The sequence below is a fragment of the Aromatoleum evansii genome (assembly GCF_045689615.1).
Lineage (GTDB): Bacteria > Pseudomonadota > Gammaproteobacteria > Burkholderiales > Rhodocyclaceae > Aromatoleum > Aromatoleum evansii.
Map to the genome: position 1 here is coordinate 4,458,262 of NZ_CP141259.1, position 15,019 is coordinate 4,473,280.

At 67.6% G+C, this 15,019-nt stretch carries 12 protein-coding genes; 5 read left to right on the forward strand and 7 right to left on the reverse strand.

Going from position 1 to position 15,019, the window contains the following annotated elements; all coding sequences use genetic code 11:
* Nucleotides 1–24 precede the first annotated feature (24 nt).
* From U5817_RS20870 to U5817_RS20890, 5 genes are all read right to left on the reverse strand, one after another.
* Nucleotides 25–795, reverse strand: coding sequence for a PP2C family protein-serine/threonine phosphatase (locus U5817_RS20870; RefSeq protein WP_407278682.1), 771 nt, complete (start codon nucleotides 793–795; stop codon nucleotides 25–27).
* 25 nt (nucleotides 796–820) lie between these two features.
* Nucleotides 821–1,774, reverse strand: coding sequence for an ornithine cyclodeaminase family protein (locus U5817_RS20875; protein WP_169126710.1), 954 nt, complete (start codon nucleotides 1,772–1,774; stop codon nucleotides 821–823).
* A 124-nt stretch (nucleotides 1,775–1,898) separates the two neighbouring features.
* Complete coding sequence (locus U5817_RS20880; protein WP_407278683.1) at nucleotides 1,899–3,182, reverse strand: TRAP transporter large permease; 1,284 nt, start codon at nucleotides 3,180–3,182, stop codon at nucleotides 1,899–1,901.
* Nucleotides 3,179–3,880, reverse strand: coding sequence for a TRAP transporter small permease (locus U5817_RS20885; protein WP_407278684.1), 702 nt, complete (start codon nucleotides 3,878–3,880; stop codon nucleotides 3,179–3,181). Before U5817_RS20885 ends, U5817_RS20880 begins: the two co-directional genes overlap by 4 nt.
* A 94-nt stretch (nucleotides 3,881–3,974) precedes the next feature.
* Nucleotides 3,975–4,979: a TRAP transporter substrate-binding protein gene (locus U5817_RS20890; RefSeq protein WP_407278685.1), complete on the reverse strand. Its 1,005-nt coding sequence runs from the start codon at nucleotides 4,977–4,979 to the stop codon at nucleotides 3,975–3,977.
* A gap of 158 nt (nucleotides 4,980–5,137) precedes the next feature.
* Here U5817_RS20890 and U5817_RS20895 point away from each other — a divergent pair, with 158 nt between their 5' ends.
* The 3 genes from U5817_RS20895 to U5817_RS20905 all read left to right on the forward strand — a co-directional run bounded on the left by U5817_RS20895 (nucleotide 5,138) and on the right by U5817_RS20905 (nucleotide 8,175).
* Nucleotides 5,138–7,108 carry a two-component system sensor histidine kinase NtrB gene (locus U5817_RS20895; protein ID WP_407278686.1) on the forward strand — a complete coding sequence of 657 codons (1,971 nt, stop codon included), beginning with the start codon at nucleotides 5,138–5,140 and terminating at the stop codon, nucleotides 7,106–7,108.
* Nucleotides 7,105–7,722 carry a response regulator transcription factor gene (locus tag U5817_RS20900; RefSeq protein ID WP_407278687.1) on the forward strand — a complete coding sequence of 206 codons (618 nt, stop codon included), beginning with the start codon at nucleotides 7,105–7,107 and terminating at the stop codon, nucleotides 7,720–7,722. Before U5817_RS20895 ends, U5817_RS20900 begins: the two co-directional genes overlap by 4 nt.
* Before the next feature lie 81 nt (nucleotides 7,723–7,803).
* Entirely contained in the window at nucleotides 7,804–8,175 is a 372-nt protein-coding gene (locus U5817_RS20905) for an RNA-binding S4 domain-containing protein (RefSeq protein WP_407281116.1), read from the forward strand.
* Between the two features lie 27 nt (nucleotides 8,176–8,202).
* On the opposite strand, the gene tilS is transcribed toward U5817_RS20905, so the two are convergent.
* Both tilS and U5817_RS20915 read right to left on the reverse strand, forming a co-directional pair.
* The gene (gene tilS / locus U5817_RS20910) at nucleotides 8,203–9,537 is read right to left on the reverse strand and encodes a tRNA lysidine(34) synthetase TilS (protein WP_407278688.1); all 1,335 of its coding nucleotides are present in this window, start codon (nucleotides 9,535–9,537) and stop codon (nucleotides 8,203–8,205) included.
* Nucleotides 9,506–10,474, reverse strand: a complete 969-nt coding sequence (locus U5817_RS20915; RefSeq protein WP_169126734.1) for an acetyl-CoA carboxylase carboxyltransferase subunit alpha — start codon at nucleotides 10,472–10,474, stop codon at nucleotides 9,506–9,508. Before U5817_RS20915 ends, tilS begins: the two co-directional genes overlap by 32 nt.
* A gap of 450 nt (nucleotides 10,475–10,924) precedes the next feature.
* Here U5817_RS20915 and U5817_RS20920 point away from each other — a divergent pair, with 450 nt between their 5' ends.
* Nucleotides 10,925–12,259 (forward strand): hemolysin family protein, encoded by a 1,335-nt coding sequence (locus tag U5817_RS20920; protein WP_407278689.1) that lies wholly within the window; start codon nucleotides 10,925–10,927, stop codon nucleotides 12,257–12,259.
* Between the two features lie 45 nt (nucleotides 12,260–12,304).
* Nucleotides 12,305–14,995 (forward strand): cation-translocating P-type ATPase, encoded by a 2,691-nt coding sequence (locus U5817_RS20925; RefSeq protein ID WP_407278690.1) that lies wholly within the window; start codon nucleotides 12,305–12,307, stop codon nucleotides 14,993–14,995.
* Nucleotides 14,996–15,019 lie beyond the last annotated feature (24 nt).

Consider the following 15,019-nt stretch of genomic DNA (forward strand, 5'->3'; position numbering starts at 1 on the left):
TCCTTTCCTTAGTCCATGCGGCGCTCATGCCGCCATACGCACCAGAATCACGGAGATATTGTCGCGCCCGCCCCGCTCGTTGGCCAGCGCCACCAGACGGTCGGCGGCTTCTTCAAGACGCGTCACCCCCGATTCGACAGGCTCCAGCACCGCGGCGATCGCGACGTCGTCGAGCATGTCGGTCAGCCCGTCGGAGCACAACAGGAAGACGTCACGGGGAAAGGCAGAATGGCTTCCCGACTCGGGCAGCACCACGGGCGAAACGCCCAGGCCGCGGGTCAGCAGACCACGGAACTGCGAGTGCGCGACTTCCTCGGGCGCGAGGATGCCGGCATCGACCAGTTGCTGCAGCATCGTGTGGTCGCGCGTCAGCTGCTCCAGCACGCCGCCGCGCAACCGGTACATGCGCGAATCGCCGACATGCGCCGTCAGCACGCGGTCGGCGAGAAATGCGGCGACGACCAGCGTCGAGCCCATGCCGGAGAGTGCGGAATCGCGCGCCGCGGCGGCACGGATCTCGGCATTCGCTTCGCGCACGGCGACCTCGAGCACCGCCGCGACGCGCTCCGCCTCGTTGTCATCCGGCGCGACGAGTTCGCGTTCCAGGCACTGCAGCGTCACCTCCACGGCCATCCGCGACGCGACGTCGCCGCCGCGATAGCCGCCCATGCCGTCGGCCAGCACCGCCCACCCGCGACCTTCGTCGACCGCCAGCGAATCCTCGTTGCGCTTGCGCACCCTCCCCACATCGCTGCATGCACAGAACTCGAGGCGGATCGGCGATTCGGAGGACATGGTCAGATGGCGCGCCGCTACGCCCTCAGTACGGCAATTCGCAGCCGAGGCCACGCTCGCGTGCGAGTGCCACGACACGGGCCGCGACCGCGATGTCCTGGATCGCCATGCCCTGCGACTCGAACAGCGTGATCTGGCCGGCGGCGATGCGCCCCGGCCGTACGCCGGCGATCACTTCGCCCAGCTCCACCCAACGCCCCGGCTGGGTGCGCCCCTTCTCCAGCAGCGGCATCAGGTCGCCCGCCTCGCGCACCGCGACCTCGCGCGAATCGACGCAGATCACGTCGGCGCGCCGCACCGCCGCCTCGGACAGCTCCTGGCGAGCCAGGCTGTTCGAGCCCGCCGCGGTGATGTGCGCCCCCTCCGCGAGCCAGTTCGCATCGAACAGCGGCTTGGGCGAGGTGGTGATCGTCACGACCACGTCCGACCCGCGCACGGTGTCCTCGGCGCTGGCCGCCGGCACGACCTCGCGCCCGGTCTCCCGGCTCATCTGCGCACAGAAGGCCGCCAGCCGCTCCGGGTTGCGCGCGAACACCTTGACGCGCTCGATCGGCCGCACCGCGCACAGCGCCAGCACCTGCCCCTGCGCCTGCCAGCCCGAGCCGAACACGCCGGCCACGCGCGCGTCGGCACGTGCCAGCCACTTCGTCGCGACGCCGCCGGCCGCGCCCGTGCGCATCATGCCGAGGCGGTCCGCTTCCAGCACCGCGACGGGATCGCCGCTCGTCGCGTCGAAGAGATGGACCCAGAAGCGGTTGCGCCCGCCCGCGGACGTATACACCTTGATGCCGGTGAGATTCAGATCCGGCACGCCGCCCTGCAGCAGGTGCGTGATCGACGCCGGCAGACGCACGCGCTGGCGCGGGAAGTCCACCGTCTCGCCGCGCCCCTGTGCGGCCATCACCTGCTCCACGGCGTCCAGCACCATCGGCATGTCCAGCAGGCTGCCGACCTCTTCTTCCTTCAGGTAGATCGTCATGGGCGCGAAGTCGTCCGTCAAAACGTTGGGGCCGCGCACGGCCGATGAACCAGTCTACTCCAGCTTTGCAGCGACGAAAAAAAGCCCGTCGGAATAGGCGGGCTCTTGCGCGCAACGCGGCCGATTACATCATGCCGAGCGCCCTGGGCAGGGCCAGCGAGATCCACGGCACGTAGGTCACGAGCACGAGGAAGACCAGCATCGACACCAGCCACGGCCAGACGGCGACGGTGAGTTCCGTGATGCCCATCTTGGTGATGCCCGAGGCGACGTAGAGGTTCAGGCCCACCGGCGGATGGCACATGCCGACTTCCATGTTCACCACCATGATGATGCCGAAGTGCACCGGGTCGATGCCCAGCTTGATCGCGATCGGGAACAGGATCGGCGCCAGGATCAGCACGATCGACGACGGCTCCATGAAGTTGCCCGCGATCAGCATCAGGATGTTGGCCATGATCAGGAAGCCGATCACGCCCACGCCGGTGCCGATCATGAAGTCCGCCATCTCCTGCGGGATGTTCTCGTGCGTGAGCAGGAAGGAGAACAGCACCGCGTTGGTGATGATGTAGAGCAGCATCGCGCTCATGTTGGCGGAGTTCAGCAGCACCTTGGGCACGTCCTTCAGGCCCAGGTCCTTGTACACGAACACCGCGACGAAGAACGCATACACCGCACTCATCGCAGCCGCCTCGGTCGGCGTGAAGATGCCCGAGTAGATGCCGCCCATCACGACCACGATCAGGAACAGGCCCCAGGCCGACTCCTTGAACGCCTTCAGCCGCTCCATGGCGCTCGCCTTCGGCTGACGCGGGTAGTCGAACTTGCGCGCGCGGTACCAGGTCGTGAAACCCAGGAAGACCGCGAGCATCAGGCCCGGCACGACGCCCGCCATGAACAGCGCACCGACCGAGGTGTTGGTCGACACCGAGTACATGACCATCACGATCGACGGCGGGATCAGGATGCCCAGCGCGCCGGAGGTCGTGATGACGCCGGCGCCGAACTTGTTGGGGAAGCCCTGCTTGACCATCGCCGGCAGCAGGATCGCGCCGATCGCGACCACCGTCGCGGGGCTCGAGCCCGACACCGCGGCGAACAGCGCGCACGCCATGACGCCGCCGAGGCCCAGGCCGCCGTACCAGTGCCCGACCATCGAGGTGGCGAAGTTGATCATCCGCCGCGCCACCCCACCGTGGGTGAGGAAATTGCCGGCGAGGATGAAGAACGGGATCGCCATGATCTCGAACTTCTCGATGCCGGTGAAGAGCTTCAGCGCGACCGACTCGATCGGCACCTGGGTCATCGTGAACAGGAAGGTCAGGACCGTCAGACCCAGCGAGATCGAGATCGGCATGCCGGTGAGCATCAGCACCAGCAGGATGACGAAGATGATTGCGGCGCTCATTGCTTGCCTCCCTTGACGTCGCGGTCTTCGCCGATCTGTTTGTGCTTCAGGTCGTGCGGATGCAGGTTGTCACCCATGTCGAGGTAGTTGGCATCCACCGGCAGGTGCTCCTCGTCAATGCCGTCGACGTGGCCGTGATCGTGGTGCGGCAGCTCGCCCGTGCGGATGAAGGACACCATCACCTGCAAGAAGCGGAAGCACATCAGGTAGGAGCCGAGCGGAATCGCCGAATACACGATCCAGGTCGGCCATTCGAGGTCGGGTGTCGTCGGTCCTTCATACAGGTCGCCGACGTCCATGCCGAACCAGGTCAGGAACTGGTAATGCGCGCCGTTTTCGAGCACGAAGGTGAGGCCCAGCGTGCCGACGATGCCGGTGAACAGCGCCCCGGCGCCGAGGCCGATGACGACGAACTTGGCGCGGTTGGCGTCCGACAGGCGGTTGATCAGCACATCGACGCCGACGTGGATGCCGGTGCGCACGCCGTATGCGGCGCCGAACTTGGCCATCCACACGAACATGATGATGGTGAGCTCCTGCGCCCAGCCGAAATGCAGGGACAGCAGCCAATCCTGCACGCCCGGAATGGACAGGCCGGAGCCGTAGCGGTGGACGACGGACACGAAGATGATCAGCGTGGCCGCGCCCATGAGGAAGGTGATGAGCCATTCCTCGAGGTGATCGAGCACTTTTAGCATGGGATTCTCCCGCCGCACGACAAGCCCCCGCCACGCCTGCGCGCAGCGGGGTCCCTGCCGTGTCAGTTATCGATGGTGACGTTACGACGGCGAGTTACAGCTTCGACGGGTCGAACCCGGTGTCCTTGTAGATGGACTGGATGGTCTCGGCACCGATGCGCGATTCCATCTTCTTGTGCACCGGCACGAGCGCCTTCTTGAACGCCAGCTTCTCGGCGTCGGTCGGCTTGTAGATCGCGGTCTTGCCCGATGCGCGCACCGCCTCGAGTGCCTTGTCGTTCTCCTCGCGCGCGATCTTGTTCGCGAACTCGGTCGACTCCTTCATCGCCTGCTCGAGCTGCCCACGCACCTCGGCCGGCAGGCCGTCCCAGAACTTCTTGTTGGTGATCACCGCGTAACCCAGGTAACCGTGGTCGGTCAGGGTCATGTGCTTCTGCACCTCATGCATCTTCTGCGTGTAGAGGTTCGAGTGCGGGTTCTCGGTGCCGTCCACGACGCCCGTCTGCAGCGCCTGGTACACCTCGGAGAAGGCCATCACCTGCGGGATCGCGCCGAGCGCACGCATCTGCTCCTCGAGCACCTTGGACGACTGCACGCGCAGCTTCTTGCCCTTGATGTCGTCCGGCGCCTTGATCGGCGTATTTGCCGACAGCGACTTGAAGCCGTTGTCCCAGAACGCCAGGCCCTTGATGCCACGCCCCTCGAGCTTGCCGAGGAGCTTCTGGCCGACCGGCCCCATCGTCACCTTGTGCAGGTCGTCGTAGTTGTCGAAGATGTAGGGCAGATCGAAGACCTCGAATTCCTTCACGCCCAGCGGGCCGAACTTCGCCAGCGACGGAGCGAGCATCTGCACGGCGCCCAGCTGCAGCGCCTCCATCTCTTCCTTGTCCTTGTACAGCGTGCTGTTCGGGTAGACTTCGACCTTGACGGCACCCTTGGTGTACTTCTCGGCAAGTTCCTTGAACTTGTCGGCAGCCTTGCCCTTGGGCGTGTCGTTGGCAACGACGTGGCTGAACTTGATTACGACGGGATCGGCGGCGACCGCAGCGGCGGACAGCCCCATGGCGACAAGACCGATGAAAAGGGCGCGGATCTTCATTCCACTATCTCCTCCAAATTGCATAGTTATTTACCTGACCCATGTCCGGGCGGGTGCCGTGCAGCAACCAGAGGCGCCGGACACTTTCACCAGTCTATGAAGCTGCGCGTATCTATTACATTGTGGACATCCACAACACCCCGCACCTACCCCCGTCCATGAGCCCCCCGCAGACGACCGCCCTCTCCGTCCGACAGCGCTGGCTCACCGCCGTGCCCTACCTGACGGTGCTGCTGTTCCTCGCCGTCATCGCCGCGCTCGTCTGGTTCACGCGCAGCTACGACGAGGAAGAGCAGCGCGCCACGCTCATCAACGACGTGCTTTGGATGGAGCAGAACCTGCAGTTCAAGCTCGAACGCAACGCCGCGCAGCTCGCCCAGATCGGCCAGGAAATCCTCGCCGCCGACCGCCACCAGCCCCAGGCGTCTGCCGCGCTGCGGCAGCTCGTGCGCGCCGAGAACGGCCTCGTGCGGGTGATGTGGCTCGACGCGACGGGCCGCCTGCAGGGCGCCCTGCCGCCCATCGGCGACGGCGAGATGCTCGGCGAGCAACTTGGCGAGCAGTCCGCCGCCAACCTGCGCCTGGCCCAGGCCCTCGAACGGCGTGTCTATGGCCCGGTGTACGCCGCAGCCGGCGACCGCCAGCAATTCGAGGTGCACGTCCCGATCTACGCCGAAAACGGCTTTGTCGGCGCGATGATCGGCGTCTATTCGCTCCACGACCTCGTCACCCACGAACTGCCATGGTGGTTTGCCGAGCGCTACCGCGTGAGCGTGCACGACAGCGACGGACGCGAGCTCGTCGCGAAATCCAAGGTCGCCCCGCTGTCCGACCGCCAAAGCTACTCGATGGCCTTCGACCCGCCCGGCGGCGGGCTCACCCTGCAGGTCACCGCCTACCAGGGCGAGACGCGCTGGGTGCAGGTGCTGCTGATCGGTTCCATCCTGCTGCTCGGCGGCATCCTCGTGTGGAGCGTGCTGCAGCTGCGCCGCGAACTGCAGCGCCGCCACCGGGCCGAGCAGGCGCTGCGCAGCGAATCCCTGTTCCGGCGAGCCATGGAAGACTCCATGCTCACCGGCCTGCGCGCGCGCGACCTCGACGGACGCATCACCTATGTCAACCCCGCCTTCTGCAGAATGGTCGGCTACAGCGCCGAAGAACTCGTCGGGCGCACCCCGCCCATGCCCTACTGGGATCCCGAGTTCCTGCAGCAGACGCAGGAGATCCACGACCGCATCCTCGCCGGAGACGCCTCGCCGGAAGGCTTCGAGCTGCGCCTGCGGCGCAAGAACGGGGAACGCTTCGACGCGCTGATCTTCGAGGCACCGCTCATCGACGCCGCGGGCCGGCAGACCGGATGGATGGGCTCGATGCTCGACATCACCGCGCAGAAACACGCCGAAGAGCTCGCGCGCCAACAGGAAGAACGCCTCCAGGCCACCTCGCGCCTGATAACGATGGGCGAGATGGCCTCGACGCTCGCGCACGAACTCAACCAGCCACTCGCCGCGATCGCCAGCTACAACACCGGCTGCCTCAACCGCCTCGAGCAGCCGGAAATCGACCGCAGCGAACTGAAGGACATCTTCGACCGCATCGGCCGCCAGGCCCGCCGCGCCGGCGACATCATCCGCCGCGTGCACGACTTCGTGCGCCGCTCCGAGCCCAAGCGCGAGCGCCTCGACATCAACCTGATGATCCGCGAGGCGATCGGCCTCATCGAAGCCGACTCCACCAAGCGCGGCATGCGCATCGAAACCGATCTCGAGGAAGCGCTGCCGAGCGTCGCCGCCGACCCCGTGATGATCGAGCAGGTCATCGTGAATCTCGTGCGCAACGGCATGGACGCAATGCGCGACAACCCGCCCGCACGCCGCACGGTGCGCGTCAGCACGCGACGCGAAGGCGATACCCTCGTCGTGCGCGTCGCCGACAACGGCACCGGCATCGACGCGGAAACCGGCCGCCGCCTGTTCGAGCCCTTCTTCACCACCAAGGCCGAAGGCATGGGCATGGGCCTCAACATCTGCCGCTCCATCGCCGAACTGCACCATGGCCGGCTCGGTTTCGAAACCAACCCCGACGGCGGTACCATCTTCACCCTGTCGCTACCCGTGGAAACCCCATGACCCAGCCTTGCGCCCACATCATCGACGACGACGAAGCGATCCGCGACGCCCTGCAGTGGCTGTTCAAGACGCGCGACGTCGCGTGCGCCACCTGGCCGAGCGCCGAGAGCTTCCTCGAGGCCCTGCAGCCCGGCTGGCGCGGTTGCGTCGTGCTCGACATTCGCATGGAAGGCATGAGCGGCCTCGAATGTTTCGACGTGCTGCGCCAGCGCGGCAACCAACTCCCCGTCATCTTCATCACCGGCCACGGCGACGTCCCGATGGCCGTGGCCGCGCTGAAGAAAGGTGCATTCGACTTCATCGAAAAACCCTTCAACGACAGCGATCTGGTAGACATCGTCATGCGTGCACTGGAGATCGACGCGAACAACCACCGCGCCGAAACCACACGCGAAACGGTCGAGGCGCGCCTCGCCACGCTCACCGCGCGCGAGCAGGAAGTGATGGAACTGATCCTCGCAGGCAAGTTCAACAAGGTCATCGCCGACGAACTGTGCATCTCGATGCGCACCGTCGAAGCCCACCGCTCCAAGGTCTTCGAGAAGATGGAGGTGCGCTCGGCCGTCGAGCTCGCGCAGCTCGTGAACCTGGTGCGCAATCGCGCCCCGCACTGAAACCCCCACTGAATCCCGCGCAGGAGCCGCCGCACCGTGTCGCACACCGGGAACGCCCCCGCACATCACGACGCCGGACGCATGCGCATCGACAAATGGCTGTGGGCCGCGCGCTTCTTCAAGACCCGCTCGCTCGCCAACCAGGCCATCGAAGGCGGTCACGTCAAGCTCAACGGCCAGGCGGTCAAGCCCGCACGCGAACTGCGTATCGGCGACAGCCTCGACATCGTCGCCGGCGGCGCACACTGGACCGTAACCGTGCGCGGCCTCAACGAACAGCGCCGCCCCGCCGTCGAGGCGCAACAGCTGTACGAGGAAACGCCCGAAAGCAGCGCCCGCCGCGCGCTTGAAAAGGAAGAACGCCAGCTTGCCCCGGTGCCCGGCAGCGACCTGCGCGGCCGCCCGACCAAGAAAGCCCGCCGCCAGATGCGCGGCTTCAGCGAAGGCTACTGATCGCGCACCAAGCGCCGCGAAGCGCCTTCAGCGCAGCCACTCGGGCACGACGCCGGGCTCGCCCGGCGCGCAGCGGAACTCCGCCGCGATGCCGATCTCTCCCACCCACGCTGCCACACCATCCACCCGCAACACCGGCAGGGTGTCCCGCAGCCACGCCGGAATCCCGGCCTCCTGGCACAGGTTCTTGAAGCTGCGGCGCGGCCGGCCGGTGCCCTCACGCAGCGCGAGCCCCGCCCAGCGCGACCCCAGCATCACCTCCTGCGCACGCTCGAGCGCAGCCCGGCTCAGCCCTTCGCCGACCGCCTCGACGAGCACCACCTTGCCCGTCCCCCACGACAACTCCATTTCGCCCTGCCACACCGTCGCCTGGCGGACCGGGATTTCATCCCCCGCCTCCAGCCACAACCGGTCGCGATAGGCGCAGCAGACGACACCCCCCAGCGACAGCCGCAACGGCTCCCCCGATGCAACGCGCAACTGCCGCACCGCCTCGACCAGCCGCGCACGCGCCGGAGCCTCCAGGCCCATCGCGCGGATGCGCCAACGCAACAGGTTGCGCACGCGCTCGTCGGAGAGGCGCAACAGCTTTTGGCGCTCCAGCGTCGCCCCGCCACAGGCCGTCTCGTCGAGCTGCGCCAGTTCCCCGAGCAGCTCGTCCGCCTCACGGAACTGCGCGCTCGCGCGCGCTAGCACCGGCACCGCGGCGGGGAAAGCGCCCTCCAGCACCGGCATCACCCGGTGCCGCAGCAGGTTGCGCGCGAAGCGCTGGTCGGCGTTGCTCTCGTCCTCGATCCACGCCAGCCCCTGCGCCCGCGCATAGGCGAGGACCTGCGCGCGCCGCAAGCCCAGCAGCGGCCGCAGCCGCCCCGGCGTCCCCGCCTCGATCTCCCTCATCCCGGCCGCCCCGCGCACGCCGGCCCCCCGCAGCAGGCGGAACAGCAGCGTCTCGGCCTGATCGTCCTGATGGTGCCCGAAGGCCAGCCAGTCGCACGGCACACGCGCAAGCGCCGCATGGCGTGCGGCGCGGGCGGCCGCCTCGAGACCGGCCGGGTCGTCGCGCCGCACCTGCACATGAAAGGGATGGAAGACGACGCCCAGGGCGTCACACAATGTGCGACATGCCTCCAGCCACGCGTCGGCGTGGAGACTGAGGCCATGGTGAACATGCGCGGCCGCAAGCGTGAAACCACCGCGCCCGCGCAGACGCGCCAGGCTATGCAGCAGCACGGTCGAATCGACCCCGCCGCTCAGCGCCACGCACACGGTCTCGCCCGGCGCAACGCCGGCCGCCGCCAGCACCCCGGCAACGGCCTCTTCGACTACCGCATCAGGCGGCGTTCTGTTCCTTGTAGCGGCCATAACTCATCAGTCGCTCGAAACGCTTCTCGACGAGTTCGGCCGGCGACAGGTCCGCGACCTGGCGCAGCGCATCCTGCAGCGCCCGCTTGAGCGACTGCGACATCGCACGGTGGTCGCGGTGCGCGCCGCCCACCGGCTCGTTGACCACACGGTCGATCAGGCCCAGCGACTTCAGCCGCGCGGCCGTGATGCCCATCGTCTCGGCGGCCTCGGAGGCCTTCTCGGCGCTCTTCCACAGGATGGACGCGCAGCCTTCCGGCGAGATCACCGAATAGGTCGAATACTGCAGCATCATCACCTGGTCGCCCACCGCGATCGCCAGCGCGCCGCCCGAACCGCCTTCGCCGATCACCGTCGCGATGATCGGCACCTTCAGCTCGGCCATCACGTACAGATTGCGGCCGATCGCCTCGGACTGGCCACGCTCCTCCGCGCCGATGCCCGGATAGGCGCCCGGCGTATCGACGAAGGTGAACACCGGCAGCCCGAACTTCTCCGCCGTGCGCATCAGGCGCAGCGCCTTGCGGTAGCCCTCGGGGCGCGGCATGCCGAAGTTGCGCAGGATCTTTTCCTTCGTGTCACGCCCTTTCTGGTGGCCGATCACGACGCAGCTCTGGCCGTTGAAGCGCGCCAGCCCGCCGACGATCGCCTTGTCGTCGGCGAACGCGCGATCACCATGCAGTTCCTGGAAATCGGTGAAGATGTGGCGCACGTAGTCCAACGTGTAGGGGCGCTGCGGGTGACGCGCGACCTGGGCGATCTGCCAAGGCGTCAGCTTGCCGTACAGATCCTTGGTCAGCGATTCGCTCTTGGCTTCGAGGCGAGCGATTTCCTCGGAGATATCCACCGCCGAGTCGTCCTGCACGAATCGCAGCTTCTCGATCTTCTCTTCGAGATCGGCAATCGGCTGTTCGAAATCCAGAAAGGTGGTCTTCATCCGACCCGTTCCAAGTAACCAAAACGCGCCATTGTAACGCTTCGTACGCCGCCGTCGCATCGCGGCCTTCATCAGGGGCGCGTGACAGCGACTGCATCAGTGATGCATCATGCTGAAATCCAGCACACAAGGAAGGAGTAGCGGGGTCTGCATGAACTCCGCGCTATGGGTAGTCGAATTTCGCCTCATCCGCGCCACAGGCCCCGCCTGGCGAGCAATCCGGGCACCTGCGCCCGCACCTCGCCGGGTCGATGTTGCCCTGCGCCCCCTGCCATCCGACTCGCCCGGGCGCTCCCGCTGCCCGCCAGCCCTGCGCACCGCCGGCACTCCCTCCCGACCACTGTTCGCGCGCGCCCTGCCGGGGCGCCGGCGCACCAATCGGTCTTCCGCGCACATCCGGCGTCCGTGCCGGCACGCAGCGCGCGCCCCTGTCACGCATAGCCCGCGAAAATGGAAATCATCGTACTCGTTGCCCTGATCCTGCTTAACGGGGTCTTCGCCATGTCCGAGATTGCCCTCGTCACGGCACGCCGTGCACGTCTGGCACGCCTCGCCGAAGATGGCGACGCCGCCGCGGTCGTCGCGATCAAGCTCGGCGAGGAACCAACGCGCTTCCTGTCGACGATCCAGATCGGCATCACCTCGATCGGCATCCTCAACGGCATCGTCGGCGAAGCCGCCCTCGCCGCGCCGCTCGCGATGTGGCTGCAGGAACTGGGCCTCGCGCAGCGCCCAAGCGAGATCGGCGCGACCGTGCTGGTCGTCGTCGTCATCACCTACGTCTCCATCGTGGTTGGCGAACTCGTCCCGAAACGCATCGGACAGATCAATCCCGAAGGGATCGCGCGCCTCGTCGCGCGCCCGATGAACGCGCTCTCCGTCGCATCGCGCCCCTTCGTGCGCCTGCTGAGCTGGTCCACCGCGCTGCTGCTCACGTTGATGGGCAAGCGCGACGAGGCCGCCCCCGGCGTCACGGAAGAGGAAATCCACGCCCTGCTGGAGGAAGGTTCCGAAGCCGGCGTCATCGAGAAGAACGAACACGAGATGGTGCGCAACGTCTTCCGCCTCGACGAGCGCCAGATCGCCTCGCTGATGGTCCCGCGCTCCGACGTCGTGTGGCTGGACATCAACCTGCCGCTCGACGACAACCTCGCGCGCATGGCCGAATCCGAGCACTCGCGCTTCCCCGTGTGTCGCGGCGGCCTCGACGACATCCTCGGCATCATCTCGTCGAAACAGCTCTTCAACCAGACCCTCAAGGGCGGCACGCCCGACCTCACCAAGCAGCTCGAACCTGCGATCTACGTGCCCGAGTCGCTCACCGGCATGGAACTCCTCGACCAGTTCCGCGCCTCCAGCACCCACATGGTGTTCGTGATCGACGAGTACGGCGAGATCCAGGGGGTGGTCACGCTGCAGGACGTGCTCGAAGCCGTCACCGGCGAGTTCCGCCCGTCCAGCCTCGACGAGGCATGGGCAGTGCAGCGCGAGGACGGCTCGTGGCTGCTCGACGGCATGATCCCGATCCCCGAGCTCAAGGACCGCCTCGAGATCAAGGCCGTCCCCGAAGAAGACAAGGGCCGCTACCACACGCTCAGCGGCATGGTCATGTGGCTGCTCGGCCGCATCCCCCACACCGGCGACGTGACGACCTGGGAAGACTGGCGACTTGAAGTCGTCGACCTCGACGGCAAGCGCATCGACAAGGTGCTCGCGACGCGCCTCGTCGAGATCTCCGCCGAACAGGAAACCCCCTCGCAGGCCGACACGCCGCCCTCCGAATGACGGCAGCGCGGCGCCCGCCGCGCTCCGCGCGAGGATACTCCGGCGATGAACACTGAAACGCCCTGGCACACCCGGTGGCACACCCTCGGCCAGGCCGCCACCGCGGCCGCCCTCGAAGTCGCCCCTGAGCACGGCCTCTCTGGCACGGATGCCGCCGAGCGCCTCGCGCGCACGGGCGAGAACCGCCTCGTCGAGGCACCGCCACGGCCCGCCTGGCTCAAGTTCCTCGACCAGTTCCGCAGCTTCCTCATCGTCGTGCTGATCTTCGCCGCGGGACTGGCCTGGGCGATCGGCGAGCTCAAGGACGCGCTCGTCATCCTGACCGTCGTCGTCCTGAACGCCAGCCTCGGCTTCTGGCAGGAGCACCGCGCCGAACGCACGCTCTCGGCGCTCAAGGACATGCTCGCCGCACGCGCCCGCGTGCGCCGCGACGGCCGGCAGATGGAGGTCGACGCGACGAGCCTCGTGCCCGGGGACGTCGTCCTGCTCGAGGCCGGCGACCGCGTTCCCGCCGACGGACGCCTGATCGCCGCCCACAACCTCGAGGTCGACGAAGCGGCACTGACGGGCGAATCCCAGGCCGTCGGCAAGATCACCGACACGCTGGACACCCCCGAGCTCGCCCTCGGCGACCGCGTGAACATGCTCTACATGAACACCGTCGTCACCCGCGGCCGCGCGGAAATGCTGGTCGTCACGACCGGCATGGCGACCGAGATGGGCAAGCTTGCCGGCATGATCGCCACCACCACCAACAGCGAGACCCCCCTGCAGCGCCAGCTCGACGTCCTCGGCAAGCGCCTCGCGCTGATCGCCGGCATCGTCGTCGCCGTGATCTTCGCGCTCGATGCCGCGCGCGGCCTGCCCTGGGTGCAGGCGACGATGACGGCCGTCGCCCTCGCCGTCGCCGCCATCCCCGAAGGACTACCTGCGGTCGTCACCGTCACCCTCGCCATCGGCATGTGGCGCATGGCGCAGAACGGCGCCATCCTGAAGAAGCTCGCCGCGGTCGAAACCCTGGGCTCGACCACCGTCATCTGCTCGGACAAGACCGGCACCCTCACGCTCAACCAGATGACCGCCCGCGCCGGCTGGTTCGCCGGCTGCCGCTTCACCGTGGACGGCGAGGGCTATCACGCCGCCGGCCGCATCTGCGGCGAAGGGCTGGCCGATCTGCGCCCCCTCCTCATGCCGATGGCGCTGTGCTCCGACTCCAGCGTGCGCGAGGCGACCCTCGTCGGCGACCCCACCGAAGGCGCGCTGTGGGTATTGGCGCAGAAGGGCGGCGTCGATCCGCAGGCCGAGCGCGAACGCATCCCGCGCATCGCCGAGATCCCCTTCGACTCGGCGCACAAGTTCATGGCGACCTTCCACCACCGCGGCGATCGCGTGGAGATGTGCATCAAGGGCGCCCCGGACGTACTGCTCGCACGCTCTTCCGCGTGGGCCGCGGGCGCTGCGGAGGACACAGGCGCCCTCCCGCTCGACGACGAAATGCGCGCCACGATCGCCGCCGAGAACGAGCGCCTCGCCGGTCAGGCGCTGCGCGTGCTCGCGGTCGCACGACGGGACATCCCCGCTCGCGACTTCGACCCGGCCGGCGACCTGTGGGTCTGGGCGCGCGACTGGACCTTCGTCGGGCTCGCCGGCCTGATGGATCCGCCGCGCGCCGAAGCCGCGGCAGCGATCCGGCGTTGCCGCCAGGCCGGCATCCGCGTCAAGATGATCACCGGCGACCACAAGGCCACCGCCGCCGCGATCGGACGCGAACTGGGCCTGCAGGGCGAGGTCGTAAGCGGCGCCGAACTCGACGCGATGGACGATGCTGCGCTGGCCCGCCGCATCGACGCCATCGCGGTCTTCGCGCGCGTCTCGCCGGCCCACAAGGTGCGCATCGTCAAGGTGCTCAAGGCCGACGGCCACGTCGTCGCCATGACCGGCGACGGCGTGAACGACGCGCCCGCGCTCAAGGCCGCCGACATCGGCATCGCGATGGGCATCACCGGCACCGCGGTCACGCGCGAAGCGGCGACGATGGTGCTCACCGACGACAACTTCGCCACCATCGTGCGCGCCGTCGAGGAAGGCCGCGTGATCTTCGACAACATCGTCAAGTTCGTGCGCTTCCAGCTGTCGACCAACATTGGCGCCATCCTCACCGTGCTCGCGGCCACACTCGCCGGCCTGCCCTCGCCCTTCACGGCGATCCAGCTGCTGTGGATCAACATCATCATGGACGGCCCCCCGGCGATGACGCTCGGCGTCGAGCCCGCGCGCCCCGGCATCATGCGCGCGCCGCCGCGCCCGCAGGCCGCCCATATCCTGACGGCACACCGCCTCGGCCGCCTCGCCCTCTACGGCGCCACGATGATGGCCGGCACGCTGTGGTTGTTCCACTCCGCACTCGACACGCACGGCGAGCAATACGCGCTCACGCTGGCCTTCACGACCTTCGTGCTGTACCAGTTCTTCAACGTCTTCAACGCCCGCAGCGAATACGGCAGCGCCTTCAACCGCCAGTTCCTGCGCAATGCCAGGCTGTGGCTGGCGCTCTGCGGCGTCCTCGCACTCCAGCTCATCGTCGTCAACTGGCCGCCGGCGCAACAGATCTTCGGCACCACCGCGCTCGCAACCGAGGACTGGCTGCGCTCCGCACTGGTCGCCTCCAGCGTCCTGCTGCTCGACGAAGCGCGCAAGCTGCTGCTGCGAATCTCGCGAAGAACGCGTTCGGCGTAGCCCGAGACATCCCCGTGGAAGCGG